The sequence below is a fragment of the Streptomyces sp. XM4193 genome (assembly GCF_023072595.1).
Taxonomy (GTDB): domain Bacteria; phylum Actinomycetota; class Actinomycetes; order Streptomycetales; family Streptomycetaceae; genus Streptomyces.
This window is the reverse complement of sequence record NZ_JALLGK010000001.1, coordinates 1,034,807-1,052,542: the sequence shown is the minus strand read 5'-3', so window position 1 is coordinate 1,052,542 and position 17,736 is coordinate 1,034,807. Positions and strand designations below refer to the sequence as shown.

The 17,736-nt window shown below is 74.8% G+C and carries 16 protein-coding genes and 1 tRNA gene; 9 read left to right on the top strand and 8 right to left on the bottom strand.

Annotated elements, in window-relative coordinates; genetic code table 11:
• Positions 1 to 122: 122 nt before the first annotated feature.
• From MTQ01_RS04360 to MTQ01_RS04335, 6 genes are all read right to left on the bottom strand, one after another.
• On the bottom strand, positions 123 to 1,070 hold the full coding sequence (locus MTQ01_RS04360; protein WP_282613137.1) for an aldo/keto reductase: 948 nt from the start codon (positions 1,068 to 1,070) through the stop codon (positions 123 to 125).
• Positions 1,071 to 1,164: 94 nt separating this feature from the next.
• Positions 1,165 to 1,728 carry an AAA family ATPase gene (locus MTQ01_RS04355; RefSeq protein WP_247486931.1) on the bottom strand — a complete coding sequence of 188 codons (564 nt, stop codon included), beginning with the start codon at positions 1,726 to 1,728 and terminating at the stop codon, positions 1,165 to 1,167.
• A 158-nt stretch (positions 1,729 to 1,886) separates the two neighbouring features.
• Complete coding sequence (locus tag MTQ01_RS04350) at positions 1,887 to 2,771, bottom strand: class I SAM-dependent methyltransferase (protein ID WP_247486930.1); 885 nt, start codon at positions 2,769 to 2,771, stop codon at positions 1,887 to 1,889.
• 605 nt (positions 2,772 to 3,376) lie between these two features.
• Positions 3,377 to 5,365 carry a SelB C-terminal domain-containing protein gene (locus MTQ01_RS04345; protein ID WP_247486929.1) on the bottom strand — a complete coding sequence of 663 codons (1,989 nt, stop codon included), beginning with the start codon at positions 5,363 to 5,365 and terminating at the stop codon, positions 3,377 to 3,379.
• 22 nt (positions 5,366 to 5,387) lie between these two features.
• The gene (gene selA / locus MTQ01_RS04340; protein WP_247486928.1) at positions 5,388 to 6,698 is read right to left on the bottom strand and encodes an L-seryl-tRNA(Sec) selenium transferase; all 1,311 of its coding nucleotides are present in this window, start codon (positions 6,696 to 6,698) and stop codon (positions 5,388 to 5,390) included.
• Between the two features lie 174 nt (positions 6,699 to 6,872).
• Positions 6,873 to 6,965, bottom strand: a tRNA-Sec gene (locus MTQ01_RS04335).
• 86 nt (positions 6,966 to 7,051) lie between these two features.
• Between MTQ01_RS04335 and selD the strand changes: the two genes are divergently transcribed.
• From selD to MTQ01_RS04300, 7 genes are all read left to right on the top strand, one after another.
• On the top strand, positions 7,052 to 8,050 hold the full coding sequence (gene selD / locus MTQ01_RS04330; protein ID WP_247486927.1) for a selenide, water dikinase SelD: 999 nt from the start codon (positions 7,052 to 7,054) through the stop codon (positions 8,048 to 8,050).
• A gap of 287 nt (positions 8,051 to 8,337) precedes the next feature.
• A complete protein-coding gene (locus tag MTQ01_RS04325) occupies positions 8,338 to 9,042 on the top strand; it encodes a hypothetical protein (protein ID WP_247486926.1) in 705 nt (234 codons plus the stop codon).
• A 7-nt stretch (positions 9,043 to 9,049) separates the two neighbouring features.
• Complete coding sequence (locus MTQ01_RS04320; RefSeq protein WP_247486925.1) at positions 9,050 to 9,742, top strand: MauE/DoxX family redox-associated membrane protein; 693 nt, start codon at positions 9,050 to 9,052, stop codon at positions 9,740 to 9,742.
• Positions 9,730 to 10,257, top strand: coding sequence for a hypothetical protein (locus tag MTQ01_RS04315; protein ID WP_247486924.1), 528 nt, complete (start codon positions 9,730 to 9,732; stop codon positions 10,255 to 10,257). Before MTQ01_RS04320 ends, MTQ01_RS04315 begins: the two co-directional genes overlap by 13 nt.
• Positions 10,257 to 11,174 carry a peptidoglycan-binding protein gene (locus tag MTQ01_RS04310; protein ID WP_247486923.1) on the top strand — a complete coding sequence of 306 codons (918 nt, stop codon included), beginning with the start codon at positions 10,257 to 10,259 and terminating at the stop codon, positions 11,172 to 11,174. The genes MTQ01_RS04315 and MTQ01_RS04310 overlap by 1 nt, the downstream gene beginning before the upstream one ends.
• Before the next feature lie 166 nt (positions 11,175 to 11,340).
• Complete coding sequence (locus tag MTQ01_RS04305; RefSeq protein ID WP_247486922.1) at positions 11,341 to 11,508, top strand: hypothetical protein; 168 nt, start codon at positions 11,341 to 11,343, stop codon at positions 11,506 to 11,508.
• Between the two features lie 87 nt (positions 11,509 to 11,595).
• On the top strand, positions 11,596 to 12,090 hold the full coding sequence (locus tag MTQ01_RS04300) for a hypothetical protein (RefSeq protein WP_247486921.1): 495 nt from the start codon (positions 11,596 to 11,598) through the stop codon (positions 12,088 to 12,090).
• Positions 12,091 to 12,121: 31 nt separating this feature from the next.
• Here the strand turns inward: MTQ01_RS04300 and MTQ01_RS04295 are convergent, their stop codons facing one another.
• Positions 12,122 to 12,856, bottom strand: a complete 735-nt coding sequence (locus tag MTQ01_RS04295; protein ID WP_247486920.1) for a LuxR C-terminal-related transcriptional regulator — start codon at positions 12,854 to 12,856, stop codon at positions 12,122 to 12,124.
• A 20-nt stretch (positions 12,857 to 12,876) separates the two neighbouring features.
• Positions 12,877 to 13,476: a response regulator transcription factor gene (locus tag MTQ01_RS04290; protein WP_247486919.1), complete on the bottom strand. Its 600-nt coding sequence runs from the start codon at positions 13,474 to 13,476 to the stop codon at positions 12,877 to 12,879.
• A gap of 487 nt (positions 13,477 to 13,963) precedes the next feature.
• Between MTQ01_RS04290 and MTQ01_RS04285 the strand changes: the two genes are divergently transcribed.
• Together MTQ01_RS04285 and MTQ01_RS04280 are read left to right on the top strand one after the other, a co-directional pair.
• Positions 13,964 to 17,167, top strand: a complete 3,204-nt coding sequence (locus tag MTQ01_RS04285; protein ID WP_247486918.1) for a type 2 lanthipeptide synthetase LanM family protein — start codon at positions 13,964 to 13,966, stop codon at positions 17,165 to 17,167.
• Between the two features lie 232 nt (positions 17,168 to 17,399).
• Positions 17,400 to 17,621, top strand: coding sequence for a hypothetical protein (locus tag MTQ01_RS04280; RefSeq protein WP_247486917.1), 222 nt, complete (start codon positions 17,400 to 17,402; stop codon positions 17,619 to 17,621).
• The last annotated feature ends 115 nt before the right edge of the window (positions 17,622 to 17,736 follow it).

Below are 17,736 nucleotides of genomic sequence, written 5' to 3'. Positions count from 1 at the left end.
GGTTCACGGCTGCGGGTTGCGGATGGGTGGGGTGTGCGAATGGCTGTGGTGTGCGGACGCGGACGGCTGCGTGCTGCGTGCTGCGGGGTGCGTCCGTGGCGGGGTGCGTCCGACGGCGGTCGCTACTGGCGGGCGCCCGCGGGGGCCGGCAGTGCGTCGAGCAGCGCCGTCTCCTCCCGGGTGAGCCGCAGTTCGCAGGCGGCGGTGTTCTCCTCCACATAACGCGCGTTCTTGGTGCCCGGTATCGCCACGATGTGGTCTCCCTGCGCCAGCACCCAGGCGAGCGCGATCTGCGAGGGCGCGACACCGCGGCCGTCGGCAACCTTGCGCACCGCGTCGGCGAGCGGGAGGTTGGCCACCAGGTTCTCGGGCTGGAAGCGGGGGTTGACCAGGCGATAGTCGTCCGCGGGCAGGTCCTCGCTGGAGGCGAAACGGCCGGTGAGAAAGCCGCGGCCGAGCGGCGAGTAGGCGAGCACCGCGATGGACTCGCGGGCGGTGAAGGGCACCAGCTCGGCGAGGGAGTCCCTGGTCCACAGGGAGATCTCCGCCTGCACCGCGGCCACCGGGTGCACCGACTGCGCGGTGCGGATCTGCTCCACGGTGACGTCCGAGAGGCCGAGCGCACGGACCTTGCCGGCGCGCACCGTCTCCGCCATGGCGCCCCAGCTCTCCTCCAGCGGCACTTCGGGGTCGACCCGGTGGAGCTGGTAGAGGTCGAGGTGGTCGGTGCCCAGCCTGCGCAGGCTCGCGTCCACCGCCGCCCTGATGTGCTCGGGCCTGCCGTCCTTGCGCAGCCTGGTCTCGCCGGGGACGAAGCCCACCTTCGTCGCGACGAACGCCCGGTCGCGGCGCCCCGCGAGCGCGCGGCCGACCAACTCCTCGTTGGTGTGCGGCCCGTAGACGTCCGCGGTGTCGATGAGGTTCGCGCTCAGGTCCAGTGCGCGGTGGATGGCGGCGATCGAGGCCGTGTCGTCCCGTCCGTGGGGGTCGTACGCATAGGACATCCCCATGCAGCCGAGTCCCACGACGCCTACCCGCTGCCCGTCCTGCCCGATGGCGGTGGTGCGCAACTCACGTCTCCTGTTCGGGGGTTGTGCTCCGGCGATGAGATCGGGGCCGGGTCGCGCCCACCCCCTCGGTGGACACGACCCGGCCCCGGGACGTTCAGGAAACGGCGCCCTCGGTCCAGGCCCGCTTGAGGATCTCGTCCACGGTCTGGTCGACGGTCTGGTCGGAGGTGTCCAGCCAGAGGCCGACCTCCGGAGTGCTGCCGCGCAGCACGGCGTCGAGGTCCTTGGGCTGCCAGTCCGGGCCGTACCCGGTCTTGGCGCGCTTCTCCTCCCGCGCCAGCACGGCGTCGGGGTTGGGAGCGAGCACGACCACGGCCAGCGGCCGGCTCTTGATCGTCTCGGTGATCTCCTGGAGGTGCTCGCCGAGCAGGATGTCCTGGATGATCGCGGTGAAGCCCGCCTGGCAGTACGCGTCGGCGGACGCCGCTGCCAGCCGGTGCCGCAGACGCAGCTGCTCCAGGGCTTCCGGCTCCGGGTCGGCGGTCATGTTGACCTGGCCGTTGACGATCATGCGGCGGAAGAAGTCGCCGCGCACGTGAACAGACCGGTCTAACCGCTCGGCCAGAGCCTGTGCGACGGTCGACTTGCCCGCCGCGGAGATGCCCGACAGGACGAGGACGCCCCTGCTGCCCCCGTCACCCGGAATGTTGTCTGCCATTGGGGAAGTGTTTCCTCTCTCGTGTACTCGCTCGCACGGCGACCGCGTCGAACACGGCGACCGCCGACGGTTTCGGTGAACCCAGCAAACCCAGCAAATCCGGCAAACCCGCAATCGCCGACCGCAATGCCGGTGCGAGAATTCGGTGCTCTGTGCACTCAGTCGCGTTCGAGGACGAGCAGGTCCATTGAGGCCGGCCTCTCGGTGGAGGTGCCCCAGGTCCCCGGCTTCGGTTCCCGACGCAGGTGCAGACCATATCGCGCGGCCGCCTCGCGCAGATACTCGACCCGGTACGCGATCGCGTACGTCGGCTCTTCCTTCGAATGCACGTAGTATTCGCCATGATCATTTGTGAAGGTGAACGCGGTGCGCCCCTGGGCGATGTTTTCGGCCACCTTGTCGTCGACGAGATAGGCCGTCGCGAAGCACTGGCCGCCGGGCCGCAGCACACGAGCCGCCTCGGTCAGGTAATTGTCCAGCTCGGGCGGGAGCAGATGACTGATGAGACCCACCATCGCGACCACGTCGAACGCGGAATCCGCGGCCGGGAATCGGAAATCCGCAGCCGAAAGCTTTCCGTCGGGATTGTAGATCTCCTGACGGATGTCGACATGCTCGAACCGAAAATTCGGGTGCTTGGCGGTGATGACGGAGGAGCACCAGTCGATGGCGTGCGGCACGATGTCGAAGCCGAGGTAGGAGCCCTTCTCGCCGAGCACGTCGGTGAGCGGAACCGCGATGCGCCCCGCGCCGCAACCGGCGTCCAACACGTCGTGCGAGGGCCCGACCCCGAGCTCCTCCTGCATGTAGTCGGTGATCTGGCGCCCGACCTTCAGGAAGTCGCCGTTGCCGATGAAGCGGCGGTACCTGCGCGGCGGCAGCAACTCGTGGTCCCGGCCGCGCAACCGGTCGGTCAGGTCCAGAATTCGCAACCCCGCCCGGTAGCCGGAAGCCCGCAACTGGTCGAAAGCACTGGACGCGCGCACCGTGGAGGTGTATTTGGTCGCCTTCAGCGCTTTCAGCTCGGATTTGTTGTCCGGCATAGCGAGCGGCCCCTTTCTGGCGGTTTCTGCGATCGTGCCGAATCTGATGGCAGTACGGGCGCGCCAAGGGGTTCTGTTGTTTCTCGCCGCACGGTGGAGTGCGCCGCCCAAAGGGTTGCAGTCATACCCCCGTGCCCCACGGGACACAGCATGTCCCGAGCGACACCGATGGTCAATAGTGACGAAGAACGCCGGCAGCGGGCATTGTCCGATTCTGCCCCGATTACCGCTGCGGCACCTCGATTCCGGGCGTCCGGAAACCGGCCCGAATGAAGTTGCCGCTTCAACGGAACATAGTCCGCAGGCATGTGCACACGGCTTCCCGACCGCCTTTCACCGGGCCCCGCGAACTCGTGCAGGTTACCGCTATCCGCGCAGGCCCGGAGAAGTCGCGGACGCCTCCCGCCGGCCGCACTTTGGCCGAAATCAAACGTTGCCTTCCTCGGTCGCCCGTGGAACGGGCCACCACTCCCCGGCTGCGGAGGGGCACGGCGGCCGGCGGCGGGCAGGGGCAGGACCGTCTCCGCGTCCGCGGACCGTCGGCGGCCGGCCCGACAGCCCGCCCGGCAGTCCGCCCGGCAGCCGACCCGTCGCCCGGTCGCCGGTCAGGGGGCGAGAGTTCGGCGGCCCTCGGAGTCGCGGCGGGTGCGGCCGGCGGCGTCGAGCGCCTCCAGCAGCGGCACCGCCACCCGGCGGCTGGTGCCCAGGGCGCGGGCGCACTCCCCCGGGCCGAACGGGCCTTCCAGCGCCCGGAGTCGGGCCACCGCGCGGTCGGTCGCGCCGACGGCCAGATGGTGCGGACCGATCCGCTCCAGATGCCCGCGCCGCACCAGCAGTGCGAGCGCCGCGTCGGTGAGCCCGAGTTCGCCGAGCTGCCGCCGGGTGGGCGCGCCGAACGGATCGTCCGCCAGCCGCCGGAGCAGCCGGTCCAGCGCCGCCGAGACCTGCGGGGGCAGCCGCCGGGCGTCCGCGGCACGGTAGACACGGCCCTCGCGCACCACCAGCTCCGGGCCGGCAAGGGAGCTCGGCGGCAGATCGTCGGGCAGGTCGAGGAGTTGACGGGCGCGGCCGATCGGCAGCCCCGGATCGCCGGGACTCGCCGCGGCGCGGCGGTCGACCTCCGCACGCAGCGCACCGGCCGCCCGGTCCGCGAACCCGGCGTCGAGCAGGTACGCCCCCGCGTCGAGCACGTACGGCTCGGCGTCGGGCGCGGGACCCGCAGCGGAGGGGTGCGGGCCGGTGCCGGCGTCGGACGGGCCGGTGCCGGCGTCGGACGGGCCGGTGCCGGCGTCGGACGGGGCTGTCGGTGGTGGCAACTCGTAGCCCATCGCGGCGAGTTCGGCTCTGGCGGCGAAGCCGACGGCGCGCAGCCGGCCGGCGGGGTCGGCGGGCTCGGCGACGTCGGCGAGCAGCCGCGCCCGTGCGGCGGCGGCACCGCGGCGGCGCAGTTCCGGCGGCGCCACGTCCAGTGCGACGGCGCCCCACAGCAGCCGCGAACCGGGGTCGCGCAGCAGCAGCCGGTCACCGACGTGCAGATCCAGCGGCGTGCGCAGGGTGAGGCGGACGGTGTCGGGCCCGAGTGGGCGCAGCCGTGCGGCGGTTGAGGCGGTGCCGCAGTGCACCAGAGGCTCGGCGGGCAGCCGCGGAACGGGGTTCGCGGCGTGCCCCCCGGCCGCGGGCCGTCCGGCGAGGCGCACGTCGACGACGGAGGTTCGCCACCACGCACCCGGAGCGATCAGTGCGTGGCCCCGGCGGATGTCGCCCGCGGACGCACGGCGGAGGTTGACCGCCACCCGGGCGGGGCCGCACACACGGGAGACCTCCTCGTCCAGGCACTGGAGGCCGCGGACGGCGACGGGCGTGCCGGCGGGCGAGAGCTCCAGGGTGTCGCCCACCGCGAGCGTGCCCGCCGCCAGCGTCCCGGTGACGACGGTGCCGGCCCCGGCCACGGTGAACGCGCGGTCCAGCCACAGCCGTACGGGCGCCCGCGGGTCGGGGGTCGGCGCCGCCTCGGCCACCGCGTCCAGCAGCGCCGTCAGCTCCGTCAGCCCCGCGCCGGTACGGGCGCTGACGGCCACCGCGGGTGCGTCGGCCAGGCCGGTGCCGGCGGTGTGCTCGCGCGCCTGCGCCAGTGCGTCGGCGGGGTCGGCGAGGTCGCTGCGGGTGATCACCAGCAGCCCGTTCCGGATGCCGAACGCCTGGAGCGCGGCGAGGTGTTCGGCCGTCTGCAGGCGCCATCCCCCGTCGGCGGCGACCACCAGCATCACGGCGGGCGAGGTGGCCAGACCGGCGAAGGTGGTGGCCAGATAGCGGTGGTGGCCCGGTACGTCGACGAAGGCCAGCCGCCGTCCGCCGGGCGCGGTGGTCCGGACGAAGCCGAGGTCCAGCGTGAGCCCGCGGCGTCGTTCCTCCGCGAGGCGGTCGGGGTCGGTGCCGGTGAGCGCCCGCAGCAGCGTGGACTTGCCGTGGTCCACGTGTCCGGCGGTGGCGACCACCCACATCCCGCTCGCGCCGGTCCCGTTTCCGGTCCCGGTCGCACCGGTCGCGCCCGTCCCGCTCCTCGCACCCGCCCCGCTCGCCCCCGTCCGTGTCACGGTGCCTCCTGCGTCGCCGCGGTCAGTCGGCCGCGGGCGCGGCGGGGCGGGCGGCGAGTACGGCGGTGTGCAGGACCTCGTCGTACGCCGTCGGCACGGTGCGCAGATCGAGCAGCAGCCGGTCCCGGTGCAGTCGGCCGACGACGGCCGGACGGCCGGTGCGCAGCGGCGCCGCCAGGGCGGCCGGCAACGCGACGGCGGCGCTGTCGAGCACCGCTTCCGGTGCTCCGCCGCCGCCCACCCGCGCCTGCGAGGCGACGGCGGCGGCGTCCAGTCCCGCGGCGCGCAGCCGGGCGGCCAACGCCTCGGCGCGCGGGACGAGTTCGGCGACGCCGACGCTCAGCGCCTGCTCGACCGGAGTGTCGGGCCCGCGCAGGGTGGCCTCCAGTGCGGCGAGGGTCAGCTTGTCCACCCGCAGGGCGCGGGCGAGCGGATGGGTGCGCAGCAGCTCGACCGTTTCGCGGCGGCCCAGCAGCAGTCCGGCCTGCGGGCCGCCGAGCAGCTTGTCGGCGCTGGCGGTGACCAGGTCGGCGCCGTCGGCCAGCGAGGTCGCGGCGTCCGGTTCGTCCGGGAGCACCGGGTGCGGGCGCAGCAGTCCGGAGCCGATGTCGTGCACCAACGGCACGCCGAGCGTGGCGAGTTGGGCGATCGGCACCGAGGAGACGAAGCCGGCGGTGTGGAAGTTCGACGGGTGGATCTTGAGGACGAAGCCGGTGCGCGGCCCGATCGCCTCGCGGTAGTCCGCGAGATGGGTGCGGTTGGTGGTGCCGACCTCGCGCAGCGTGGCGCCGGTGGCGGCGAGCAGGTCGGGGAGCCGGAAACCGTCGCCGATCTCCACCATCTCGCCGCGGCTGAGGACGATTTCGCGGCCCCGGGCCAGTGCCGTCGCGGCCAGCACCAGTGCGGCTGCGTTGTTGTTGACCGCGTGCACCGCCTCCGCACCGGGCACCGCCGCCGCGAGAGCGGCCACGGCGCCGCCACCGCGCCGAGCCCGTCGGCCGGTGGCCAGGTCGTACTCCACGTCCGTGCAGCCCGCGGCGTCCGCCAGCGCGGCCCGGGCGGCCTCGGAGAGCGGGGCGCGGCCGAGGTTGGTGTGGACCACCACTCCGGTGGCGTTGACCACCGGGAGGAGCGCGGCGGCGGTCGGCGGCAGGGCGTCCACGGCGGCGTCGGCGGCCTCCTCGGGCGCCAACTCGCCGCAGCGCACCCGTTCCTGGGCTGCCGTCACGGCGCCGCGCACCGGTTCGCGGCCCAACCGCTCGGCCGCGGCGGCGAGCCTGGGGTCGGCCAGCAGCGCGTCCGTCCTGGGAACGCGGCGTCGGGCGTCGGCCATCGGCTGTCCTCCCCGGGTCCTCGTCGTGCCTCACGGCCGTTCCCGACCGGGCTCCCGCACGTACGGCGGGCCCGGTGTGCGTCCCGCGGCCCGGTACGGCGCGTCCGGCCCGCGGCGGTACGGGCCCGCGGCGGTCCGGTACGGGCCGGCGGGTTCGCACCGGGAGCCGGCGAGCGGAGGCGTATGGGAATCGAACCCACCCGGCCGGGGTTCCCGACCGCATCGGTGTTGAAGACCGTGGGGGCCACCAGGCACCCGCACGCCTCCGGCGCGGAGTCTAGCCGCAGCTCGCCGCGTGCGGCCGGTCGGGACGGGGCTGGTCCTCGCCGCCGCGGCGGGCTACCGTCCGGCGGATGACGGTTCCGCGCATGACCCAGTACGCCGGTGGTGGCGGCTGCGCCTGCAAGCTCCCTCCGGGTGAACTCGACGAGCTGGTGGCCGCGTTGGCCGGCAGCGCCCCCGCGAACCCGGCCGCCGAGCTGCTGGTCGGCCTGGACGGCGGCGGGGACGACGCCGCGGTGGTGCGGCTGGACTCCGAACGCGCCCTGGTCACCACCGCGGACTTCTTCACGCCGGTGGTGGACGACCCGTACGACTGGGGCCGGATCGCGGCGGCCAACGCCCTGTCCGACGTCTACGCGATGGGCGGCACGCCCTGGGCGGCGGTCAACCTGCTGGCGTGGCCCCGGGAGACGCTGCCGCTGGAGGTGGCCGCCGAGGTGCTGCGCGGCGGCCGGGACGTGGCGCACGCCGCGGGCTGCCAGGTATCGGGCGGGCACAGCATCACCGACGCCGAGCCGAAGTACGGCATGTCCGTGGTCGGGCTGGTGCACCCGGACCGGATGCTGCGGGTCGACGCGGCCGTCCCCGGCAGCGCGCTGACGCTCACCAAACCGCTCGGCAGCGGCGTGCTCAACTCCCGTCACAAGGCGACCGGCACGGTCTTCGCCGAGGCGGTCGAGGTGATGGCGGCGCTGAACCGCGACGCCTCCCGCGCCGCGGTCGAGGCGGGCATTCCGGCCGGCACCGATGTCACCGGCTTCGGCCTGCTCGGCCACGCCTACAAGCTCGCCCGCGCCTCCGGCGTGACGCTCGCCGTCGACGCCGCCGCGGTGCCGTACCTCGCCGACGCCCGACAGGCACTGGCGGACGGCTACGTCAGCGGCGGCACCCGGCGCAACCTCCAATGGGTCGCTCCGCACGTGGAGTTCGGCTCCGCCCCCGAGAGCGAACGGCTGCTGCTGGCGGACGCCCAGACCTCCGGCGGGCTGCTGCTGACCGGCGAGATCGCCGGTCACCCGGTGATCGGCGAGGTGCTGCCCCCCGGCCCCTCCCCGGTGGTGGTCCGCTGACCCCGTACGTGTGCGCCGGTGAGCGCGCGCGGCCCGGTACGGACGCACGGGCCCGCGCCGCCCCACCGAACCCCCGCGCGCCCGCGCCGCCCCACCGGCCCGCCGTCCAACGGACCGGCCGCCCGACCGACCGGCCGACCCGCCGCTTCCCCACGGCACTCCGCCCGCCTCCGCACCGCCTTACCCGTACACGAGTTATTGACCGTGCATCGACAAACGGACAGGGTGGGCTCTCGTCGTCGCCGGCAGTCGGCGGTCGCCGAACTCGGGCTCTCGGGAGGAACACCGTGGCTCCATCCACAGCCGTCGAGCACCGTTCCCTGGACGGCGTCGCCTTCCGTCTCTCCGGGGACCTGGACCTGACGCAGCCGGCCACCTCCGTCGTCGAGGTGATCGCCGGCGGCCGTCTGCACGAGTTCACCTCGGGACCGCGCAAGCTGGGCGAGTCGGTCGCCGCCTCGCTCGGCGTCACCGACTTCGACTCCGAACTCGCCTTCCGCGGCGGCACCCTGCGCACCGCGACCACCAGCGAGTACGACCGGCAGTCCCAGCAGGTGGAGAACCCGACGCTGGTCGTCTGGGAGGGCCGCCGGTTCAGCCTGATCACCCGGCTCTACCGCGCCCGCCTCGCCGACGTCCTCTCGCTGCTGCGCACCCTGGACATCGCCGAGCACCCGGACGGCGTCGTACTGGCCCCCGACCGCGCCGCCGGCAGCCGACTGGCGCGCCCGGCGGCCGTCGTCAAGGAGATCCCCTCCCTGGGCCTGGTCGAGGTCGCCCGGCGCACCCGGGAACACGGAGCCCAACTCCCGCCCTGGGAAGGCGCGTCGGTCGGCTCCGGGGAGCTCTTCCGGGACAGCCTCTCCGACGGGAGTCCCTTCTTCGTCCTCTCCGGCTCCGACCTGTGGGCCACCATCGTGCCGCTGGCCGGTGTGGACGTCGCCTCGGTGCCCCGTGCGGTGGACCGGCTCGACCTGCGGACCGCGGGGTGAGGAACCGGTGACCTCCCTGCTCGGCACCGTCACCACCGCGGTGGTGCTGCTGGTGCTGCTCGCCGGATGCGCCGCACACCTCACGCGCCCCGCCGCGCTGCCGGACGCGCTGTACGCGCACGGCCTGGTGCCCGAGCGCGCCATCCGCCTCGCCGCCGGCACGGCCACCCTGGCCGAGGGCGCGCTCGGCGCGGCTCTCGTCGCGAGCCTGCTGCTCCGCCAACGCACCGCGCTCACCGCGGCGTTGGCCGCTACCGCGGTGCTCTTCGTCTGCTACGCGCTCTACACCCGGCACGTCCTGGCCACCGGCCGCGGCGGCCCCTGCGGCTGCTCGCGCACCGAGGTGCCGCTGAGCGGCTGGGTGGTCGGCCGCGCCTGGGTGTTCGCCGCGCTGGCCCTGGGCGGCGCGGTACTGGCGGCCGGCCCCGGGAACCCGCCGGACGGCGCCGCCGAGACCGCCGTCGCCGCGCTGGTCGCGGTGACCCTCGCCGCACTGTTGTGGGTGCTGCCGGCCGCGATGGCGCAGCCCGCCGGCGGCCCCGCGCCGGCCCGCCGCTCCGTGGCACCCGACCCGCGCCCGCGGAACACACCGAACACACCGCACACACCCCACGGACCGCACGCACCGCACACGCGGAACGTGAACACCGTGACAGCCATGCCCACCGTGAGAGGGGGACACCGCGCGTGGACTTCGTGACCAGTGCCCTGCTCGTGTCCTGGGTCGCCATCGCCCTGCTCGCCCTGGTGGTGTCCGGCCTGGTGCGCCAGGTGCACCAGCTCTCCCGGGGCGGCGGCGCCGCGCGCACCCCCGGACGGGTCGGCGTCGCCCCCGGCAGCCCCGCGCCGCACGCGGCGGAGCTGCTCGCCGAGGACCGGCCGACCCTGCTGCTCTTCCTCAGCCCCGACTGCCGCACCTGCGTCCGGGTGCTGGCCGAGGCGGACCGCGTGCACACCGCCGCCGACGGCACGGACGCTGCCGGCGGCCCCGCCGTACGCGCCGTCTATGCCGACGAGGCCCCTGCCGAAACGCACTCGGTGCCCGTCCTCGACCACCGCCCCGACCTGTTCACCGCGTACGACGCGATCGCCACGCCCTTCGCCGTGCTGGTCGCGGCCGGCGGCCGGGTCCTGCGCTCCGAACCGCTCGGCGCCCCCGAGGCGTTGCACGAACTGCTCGCCGAACTTCCCGCCAGCCAGCCGAGGAGCGCGTGATGCCCCACCTGGACGACGTCCCCATGCTCCGCCGCTCCGACAGCTCGGACCGGCCGGTCCGGCGGAGCACCGCGGGCCTGCCGCGCTTCGTGCTCTCCCGCCGCACCGCGCTCCAGGCCGCGACCGCGGTCGGTTTCGCCTCCCTCGGCGTCTTCTCGGTGGCCCGCGAGGCGTACGCCGACGGGTACGACATCTGGACCGGCGACTGCCCCTCGTACGCCTCCGACCACGACTGCTCCCCCGGCTGCGGCCCGAGCACCGTGCACGCCGCCGCCTGCGAGACCTCCGGCGAGCACGAGGGCTTCCACCGCAACGACGGCACCACCTGGACCCTGCGTCCCAACCAGTGCTACTCCGGCACCTACGACGGCTGGCTGTGGCGCTTCACCGGTGCCTGCGGAGCCTGCGCCTGCGGCATCGAACGCCGCTGCCACGACGGCTACTTCAACTCCGGTTCCGGCTGGGTCCGTTCGATCTGCCGCTGGACCACCGACTGCGGCTGCGAGGGCACCGTCACCTGGCCGACGCTCAAGTCCGGCGTCCGCGGCCCCGACGTGCACACCGCCCAACACCTGCTCACCCACCACCAGTTCACCCTGGAGGCGGACGGCATCTTCGGCCCCGACACCGAGGCCGCGGTCAAGCAGTTCCAGACGTCCGTCGGCCTGGAGGCCGGCGGCACCGTCGACCCCGTGACCTGGCCCCATCTGGTGGTCACCGTCAAGGAGGGCGACAACGGCCAGTCGGTGCACGCCGCACAGCGCCAGTGCGTCAAGCACGGCCACCCCATCGAGGTGGACGGCGCCTTCGGGCCGCTGACCACCACCGCGGTGCGCGAGTTGCAGAAGGCAGCGGGCCTCACCCAGGACGGCATCGTCGGCCAGCAGACCTGGCGCGCCCTGGTCGGCGGCGCGTAGCCGCACCGCGCCGGGCAACCGACCCGTACGGTCCGGGCAACCGGTCGCACGACACCGGTCGGCCCGGCACACAGGCACTCCGGGCGCCCGGACGCCCGGACAAGGGCAACAGGACGGCCGGACGACAGAACGACAGGACGCCCGACGGCGACGCGGAGGGAGGGGCATGAGCGGGACGACGGGTCGCAGCCGCGTGCGCGGCCGGCTCACCGACCCCGCGATACCCGTGCTCGCACTGGTCTGCGCCGCGGTCGCCGCCTCCTGGTACGGCCCCGTCCTCACCTGGGCGGTGCTCGGCGGCCTCGCGGGCTACTCGCTCTCCGGCTCCGTTTGAACGCGCAACAGCGCACATGCGCTTGCCTCGCCAGGTTGGCGGGCCGTACATCGACAGACCACCGTCCTCGGGGTCTTCTCCACCGGGTTGCTGCTCGGCGCTCTGCTGTCCGCATCCGTGCTCTGGCTGCTCTCCGGCCTGCTGAGCCCGCTGCCGGACAACTGGGCGCTGCCCCTGACCGTCGCCGCGGCGGCGGCCGGAGTCGCCCGGGACGCCGGCGTGCTGCGGTTCCCCCTGCCCCAGAACTCGCGCCAGGTCCCGCAGGACGTGCTCCAGCGCGATCTGGTGCGCGGCACGCTCCAGTTCGGCTTCGAGATGGGCACCGGCGTGCGCACCTACGTGTCGGCGACCCTGCCGTACGTGCTGGCCCTCGGGGTGCTGCTCGCCGGTGAGGCGCAGCCGGCGCTGGCAGCCGGGGTCGGCTTCGCCGTCGGCCGGGCGGCCACCCCGGTGCTGCGGTGTGCGGCCGGGACCGGCGAGGAGTGGGACGACCGACTCCAGGACCGGCTCCCGCTGCTGAAGGTCGGCGGCGGCACCGTGCTGGCCCTCGCCCTCCTCGCCCTCACCCTCCGCACCACCTAGCCCCCGGGTCGGCGCGCGTGGGGTGGCGGGGTCAGATGAGGCCGTCGCGGAGGGCGCGGGCGACCGCGTGGGCCCGGTTACGGGCCTGGAGCCGCGACATCACCTCGTAGATGATGTTCTTCACCGTGTGCTCCGAGCAGCTGAGCAGCTCGGCGATGTCGGCGTTGCCGTGGCCCTCGGCCATCAGCCGCAGGACCCGCACCTGCCGGGCGGTCAGGCTCGGCAGTGCCGCGCCCCAGGGCGCCTTCTCCTGCTGCTGTGCGCGGTCGGTGCGGGCCGGGCGTCCTTCCCTGGTCAGCAGGTGGGAGAGCATCGGGTACGGGATGCTCGGCAGCAGGTGGCCGGCCCGGCGGACGGCGTCCCGCAGGCCGTCGGCGGTGAGGTCGGCGTTGCGCAGCACCACGGCGCCCACTCGCAGGGCCTGCCGCAGGCTGGCCCTGGTGACGGTGTCGCAGATCAGCAGCAGCGGGCCCGCATCGGTCAGTCGGCGGAGTTCCCGCTCCGCGTCGTCGGCCACGAGCACGGTGACGGTGCCGCTGCCGGTACGAGCGCCGGGGCCGGGGCAGGTGGTGGAGGCGGAGGCGGAGGCTCTGAGCCCCGTACCGGTGGCGCGGCGGGCCGGTTCCGGGCCCGACTCGCAGTGCAGTCCGGCTCGGCGCAGCAGCGTCCGCACCCGTACCGCCTCGCGGTCCGGGCGGGGCGGCACGAGGCGAACCGACGGCAGTACGGCGGCAGTTGAGGAGACGGCGGTCGGCGCGGCCGTCATAGGGGGCGGGGCCAGGGTGCTCACAGCAGACCTGCCCGAAGGGCGAAGGCCACCGCGTGGGCGCGGTTGCGCAGCCGGAAGCGCTGGGTGATGTCGTGCATGACGCTGGTCACCGTGCGGGGCGAGTAGGCGAGTTGGTGGGCGATCTCCGAGGTCTCGTGGCCGTCCGCGACCAACTGGAGCACCGAACGCTCGCGCTCGGAGAGGGAGTTGCCCGCCCAGCCGGTGGCCGCGCCGGTACGGTCCAGCACCGCCTCCAGCAGGTCGGGCGGCAGGGTGCACTCGTCCCGGGCCGCGGCCAGCACCGCGTGCGAGAGGCGGGTGGCGTCGGCCTCGCGGCGCAGCAGCAGCCCGCGGGCGCCGGCGGCGAGGGCGTGCAGCGCGTCGCCCGAAGCCAGCGCCCCGGCCAGCAGGACCACCGCGGGGCCCTGCCGCAACGCCCGGGTGGTGCGCACCATGTCCAGCTCCGAGGGGCCGAGCCGGTCCACGGTGAGCACCACCACCCGGGCCTCGTCCGGCTCGCAGACGGCGAGGTCCGCGCAGTTGACGAGGGTGCTGCGAGTGCCGGCCTCCAGCACGGGGTCGAGTGCGGTCACGCTGACCGGTACGGGTGCACCCATCTGCCTCTCCTTGGTGTCGGTCGTGGTCCGCCGCGAACGTCCGGGCGGGGTCGGGCTGTTGTCCTGGGGCAGACGCTCCCCGATCCGCCGGGTGCCCGGCATCGGTAGTCGTTCCCCACCTTTGCCCGCCGGGCCCGGCGCCGGTGGGGTTGGGGTGCGGTCCCGGTCGCGCCGGCCCGCGCGCACGCGCCGCGGGTGGGGCGGGCGGGGCGGGTCCGCGGGCTGGCTCCGGCGAAGCCCACGCCCGCGTACGGGTCAACGGGACGCGCACGGCGGCCCCTTGACCACCCACACGTACGTCTCCCCCATCCCCCGCCGGGTGCGGGACGGGTGGCGCGCACCCCCGCCGACCAGCCCGTTCGCCGCTCATCCGGCTTCCGGGCACGGGTCCGCTCCCCCATGTCCGCCCCGGCGGGCACGGGGTCCGCGCACAATGTGGGGGCTACTCCCCCATGTGGGGGGCGGGGGCGTCTGCGACCTTCGTAGTGTGATCGAAACAGCCAGCCTCCAGCTTCCGCAGAGCGCCGGCCTACCGCTTGCCTGGTGGGCCCGGGCGCTGTCCCTCGCCGAACGGCTCGACGCGCCCAACCCGCCGCAGCCGGCGGGCGCTTCGGCCGGCGCGGCGCCGTGGGAGGCCGGGGACGCGGAGGGCTTCGCGGCCCGGCTGGCGCACCTGGAGGTGGACACCGCAGCGGCCCGGGCGCTGGCCGAGGAGGCTCCCGAGCGGCTGGCGGCACGAGCACCCAAGCCGATGTGGGCGGAGTACGCGGAGCTGGCACTCGACACCGCGGACCGCCTCTCCGAGCAGGCCGAGCAGGCCGAAGGCACAGAGGACACAGACCCGTTCGGGCAGGCGGGGGCCGCCGGGGCCGTCGAGGGGCCCGAGGTCTTCGCGCCCGTGGTCCGGCCGTTCACCGCGCTGGCCGCCACCCGGCTCGACGTCGCGCTGGCGGGCCTGCCGAGGGACGAACAGGACGTGTGGCGGCGGGCGTTCGAGCAGCGGCTCACCCACCGGCTGGTACGGCTCGCCGGCCGCACCCTGGTGCTCGAACTGGACGCTGCCCGCCGCGCCGGGCGCCTGGCGGGCGCCGACTCGCGCCGCCGGTTCTGCTCCTTCGTCGAGGAGTTGCGCACCGCCGAGGGACTGGGCGGGCTGCTGACCCGCTACCCCGTACTGGCCCGCATGCTCGCCCAGACCTCGTCGGACGCCGCGGAGGCCGCCGCCGAACTGGTGCTGCGCTTCCGGGCCGACCGGGACGCACTGGTCGCGGAGCTGCTCGACGGCCGCGACCCGGGCGCGCTGGTCGGCGTCGACCTGGGGCAGGGCGATCCGCACCAGGGCGGTCGTTCGGTCGCGATCCTGGCCTTCGCGGACGGCGCGCGCGTGGTCCACAAGCCGCGCCCGCTGTCCCAGCACGCGCTGCTGGACGAGCTGACCGCGTGGTTCGGGACCAAGGCCCCCGGAATGCGTGTGCGCACCCCGCGCACGGTGCGCCGACAGGGCTACGGCTGGCTGGAGTTCGTGCCCCACCGCTGGTGCCGCTCGCTGGGCGAGGCCGCCGCCTTCTACCGCCGTCAGGGCGCGCTGCTGGCCCTGCTGTACGCGCTGGACGGCGCCGACATGCACTACGAGAACCTCATCGCCTGCGGTGACCAGCCGGTTTTGGTCGACGCCGAGACGCTGCTGCACACCGGCCTGCCGGAGCCGAACACGGCCGGCGCCGACCCCGCGGCCGAAGCACTGCGCGCCTCGGTGCACCGCACCTGCCTCCTGCCGCATCTGCTCATCGGCGAGCAGGGCGCACTGGACATCTCCGCACTCGGCCGGTCCGCCGACGGCACCTTCCCCAGCGAAGGTCTCAACTGGCAGAACTGCGGCACCGATGTGATGCGGGTGGTCCGCGGCCCCGTGCTGAGCCCGGCCGCACAGAACCACCCGCTGCCCGAGGACCGGCCGCTGGGCCGCGCCGACCACCGGGCCGTACTGCTGGAGGGCTTCCGCGCCGGGTACGCCGCCATCGCGGAGCACCGCGCCGAACTGGAGGCGGCGGACGGGCCGTTGCGCACCTGGGCGGACTCGCCCGCACGGCTGATCGCCCGCCCGACCCGGCTGTACGCCACCCTGCTGGAGGAGTCGACTCACCCCTCCCTGCTGGGCGACGCCCTCGCCCGCGACAGCGTCTTCGCCGTCCTGTGGACCGAGTCCCTGGCGGACGGCGCCCGTCGCCGGCTCATCGAGCAGGAGACGGCCGACATGTGGCGCGGCGACGTGCCGCTCTTCGTCCACCGTCCCTCCGGCACCGGAGTGCGCTCGTCCGACGGCACCTGGCTGCCGGACCTGCTGCCGGTGGCCGCGCTGACCGCCGTACGGCGCAAACTGGCCCGGCTGGACGAGGTCGACTGCCTGGACCAGGAGTGGATCGTCCGCGCCACGCTCGCCGCGGGCAGCGCCGGACTCCCCGGCGCCCGCCCCCGCTCGGAGCTGGCCGTCACACCGGTGCCGACCGCGGGCGCCGCCCCCTCCCGGCTGCTGGCCGCCGCGGCCGGTATCGCCGACGAGATCGCCGCCCGCGCCGTGCGCTCCGAGGGCCGGGCCAACTGGCTGGGCCTGGAACAGGTTTCGGGGCCGCACTGGGCGGTCCTGCCGATGGGCGCCGGACTGGCACAGGGCTACTGCGGCGTCGCGCTCTTCCTGGCCCAGCTCAACTCCCTCGCCGGCCCCGGCCGTCACGGCACCCTCGCCCAGGAGTCGGTACGGCCGCTGGCGCCGCTGCTGCGCGCCCTGGCGGCCGAACCCGAGCTGGCCGCCCCCGTCGGCCCCGGCGCCTACCACGGCCTGGGCGGCGTGGTGCACGCCCTGCTCCGGCTCTCCCGGCTGACCGACGAACGGCTCCTGGACTCCCTCCCGGACGCGCTCACCGCGCTGGAGCACGCCGTGCGGCACTGCCCCGAACCGGGACTGGCGAGCGGCAACACCGGTGCGCTGACGGCCGCCGTCAGCGCCCACCGGATGACGGGTGACGCACGGGCCCTGCTCCTCGCCGACCGGTTGGCCGACGCCCTGACCGCCCAGCTGTCCGTACCGGAGCAGCGCGACGCCCTCGGCGCCGGCTTCGCGGAGGGCGCCGCCGGCATCGGCTGGGCGCTGCTGCGGTACGCCGAACTGCGGCCCGAGCGCGCCCGACCGCACACCGTCCTCGCGCAGGAGCTGCTCCGCCGGGCGGCCCGCGAGACCGGGCCCGGGAGCACCCTCGACCTCTCCTGGACGGACGGGACCGCCGGCATCACCGCCGCCGCCGCGCGGTTGACCGGGGTCCCCTCCGCCGACCGCATCGAGCGGCTCGCGGAGTGCGGGACCTCCTTCGACCTCAGCCTCGGCCGCGGCACGCTGGGGCAGTTGGAGGCCCTGGCCGTGCTCGCCGGCCCCGGCGGCCGGGACGAGGAGCTGACAGCCCGGGCCGGGGAGGCCCTGATCCGCGGCACCGGCGATGTGCTCGCCCTGGTCGAGGCCCAGGGCCACCGCTGCGCCACACCGGACCGGATCCCCACACCCGGACTGCTGACCGGCCTCGCGGGCATCGGCTACGGGCTGCTGCGCCTCGCGCACCCGCGCTCCGTACCCTCCGTACTGCTGCTGGAGCACCCGCAGGAGGAACCACCGGGCCGCTCCGGCGAACGGCCCCGCACCTGACCCCACCGACGCCGCCGGGCCCCACCGCCCGGCAGCCACCAGCCCAACCCCCGGAGTCCGTCCGTCCCTTCGGACTCCACGCACCACCCAGCACCACACGCACCACCGAGCACCACGCACAAACAGGCACCACGCACCACGCACGAACACGCACCACCGAGCACCACCACGCGAACCACCCTCGCGCCATCACGAGCAGTCCCACGCGTTTCACGACACTCAGGAGCCAGACATGGACCAGCACCGCGACGACGCCACCACCGTCAGAGCCCACGGAGCGAACGAGGCCGTCGCCACCGAGCAGCAGGACGCCGCCGGCGGCATCACCCTCAAGGGCCGCAACGGTGCCTGCTCCCGGGCCCGCGCACTCGCCGGAATGGTGCTGACCAGCGGCATCGTCATCACGCTGAGCAGTGTGGACACTTCGGTCTCCGCCCCCATCGGCGGTGCCTGAGCCGGAAGCGTCCCCCGGGCCGACACCGCGCGGCGCGAAGCCTCAACGGGCTTCGCGCCGCACGGCGTTGTGCCGGGGAGGTCCCGAGCGGGCCGCGGTGGCCCTGCCGCTCGGC

Coding starts and splice junctions, on each gene's coding strand:
- MTQ01_RS04295 (WP_247486920.1), bottom strand. CDS start 12,856: ATGACGGCCGCGCCGACCGCCGTCTCCTCAACTGCCGCCGTACTGCCG.
- MTQ01_RS04280 (WP_247486917.1), top strand. CDS start 17,400: ATGGACCAGCACCGCGACGACGCCACCACCGTCAGAGCCCACGGAGCG.
- MTQ01_RS04290 (WP_247486919.1), bottom strand. CDS start 13,476: ATGGGTGCACCCGTACCGGTCAGCGTGACCGCACTCGACCCCGTGCTG.
- MTQ01_RS04310 (WP_247486923.1), top strand. CDS start 10,257: ATGCCCCACCTGGACGACGTCCCCATGCTCCGCCGCTCCGACAGCTCG.
- MTQ01_RS04350 (WP_247486930.1), bottom strand. CDS start 2,771: ATGCCGGACAACAAATCCGAGCTGAAAGCGCTGAAGGCGACCAAATAC.
- MTQ01_RS04305 (WP_247486922.1), top strand. CDS start 11,341: ATGAGCGGGACGACGGGTCGCAGCCGCGTGCGCGGCCGGCTCACCGAC.
- selD (WP_247486927.1), top strand. CDS start 7,052: ATGACGGTTCCGCGCATGACCCAGTACGCCGGTGGTGGCGGCTGCGCC.
- selA (WP_247486928.1), bottom strand. CDS start 6,698: ATGGCCGACGCCCGACGCCGCGTTCCCAGGACGGACGCGCTGCTGGCC.
- MTQ01_RS04355 (WP_247486931.1), bottom strand. CDS start 1,728: ATGGCAGACAACATTCCGGGTGACGGGGGCAGCAGGGGCGTCCTCGTC.